Genomic DNA, 1,416 nt, shown 5'->3' on the forward strand with positions numbered 1-1,416 from the left:
GGATCAAGTTCAAAAGTTGGGGATTATCCAAAAAGATTAGATAATCTGAATAAGAAGAAATCCACATTTCGTACTCCTCTAAATTGACTTCTAAACGCTTTTACTTTAGCGTTAAAAGATTCCGCTGAAGCATTGGTACTTCTATTATCAAAATAGTTTAAGATTGACTGGTAATTAATGGTTATGGTATTAAGTAGGATATTAAAGTTTTTAAAACCTGATTCTTCTACATTCCTGAACCAATGTGCTAGTTTTGTCATAGCAATATGTTTGTTGTTGTAATTGTTATAAATCCCACGAAGTTGCTGTACTAATCTATATGCTGTTTTTATATCAGGATATAAGCTAAATAAGATCTGAGCTCTTTCATTTTGACTCTCAGTCCATTTTTCACGAGATTTATAAAGAACATATCTACTTCTGGCTAATAACTGTTTTACAGAGTCTCCGTTAGACAAAAGCTCTGGAATATAGGTTTTGCTCTCTCTTTTTGCTTGTAATATCAATCTATTCTCAGCATCCATAGCTTCCCAACGATATTTTATTCTAATCTCCTGTAATGCTTCTAGAGCTAATTTTTGAACATGAAATCTATCAGTAACCTGCATGGCTTTTGGAAAACATCTTTTGGAGATTAATTTCATGGAATTAGCCATGTCGAGTGTTATTTCTTGGACACAACTTCTTTTTTTATAGTCAATTTTAGAGATATGTTCAATAACCTGATCAGCCTTTGTTCCGGCAACAATAGCAACTAAGCAACCTTTTTTACCTCTGGCTTTCTTATTGGTAATAATAGTAAAAAGCTCTCCCTGAGACAAAGCTACTTCATCAATCGATAAATGAGTACCCATATTTTCAGGGTAAACAATCCACTGATGAGCATGTTCACGTAGAGCCCATGTACTAAAAGAACTTAGGTGTTTTTTATATTGTCTCTGTAGTTTCTTCCCATTGACTCCAAGCAAGCTTCCAATGGTTCGACAATCAATAGCGGTCTTATCTATTAATTTCTTTTAAAAAAGCCGCAAACTCTTGAGTCATGCGGGTTCCCTTAGCAACTAAATTCCAATCTCTTTTAATGATCTCACCTGTGACTTTATTAGTCCAACGACGCCTTTTGATGTGTAGATACACAAACTTGCCTCTTAGAGGAAAGTCCTGAACGGTAATCTCATCTTGAAAGCCCTTTGAGACTAACTGAAGTCCATTAAACTCCGCCGGAGGTTTGGAATTTTCTTCAAAGTATAGGTGTAATATTTCTTCTGTATTAGTAGAGGAAACAACTTCAAAGTGTTCTACTAAAAAATCAGGAAGCATAAATTTTAAAAGCTCTATAGCGGTCATAATAAATTCTTAGATTACAAATCTCTTATTTTATTTTGACTTTTCCTCCCCAAGATTTGTTCTTGATCC

The 1,416-nt window shown here is 34.2% G+C and carries 2 protein-coding genes; both read right to left on the reverse strand.

What is annotated here, in order from left to right; translation table 11 throughout:
* Window positions 1-23 precede the first annotated feature (23 nt).
* Window positions 24-854, reverse strand: coding sequence for a transposase (locus LPB87_RS20560; RefSeq protein WP_230729218.1), 831 nt, complete (start codon window positions 852-854; stop codon window positions 24-26).
* A 145-nt stretch (window positions 855-999) separates the two neighbouring features.
* Window positions 1,000-1,350 carry a transposase gene (locus LPB87_RS20565; RefSeq protein WP_230729220.1) on the reverse strand — a complete coding sequence of 117 codons (351 nt, stop codon included), beginning with the start codon at window positions 1,348-1,350 and terminating at the stop codon, window positions 1,000-1,002.
* Window positions 1,351-1,416 lie beyond the last annotated feature (66 nt).

Source organism: Flavobacterium sp. EDS (assembly GCF_020991525.1).
Classification (GTDB): Bacteria; Bacteroidota; Bacteroidia; order Flavobacteriales; family Flavobacteriaceae; genus Flavobacterium.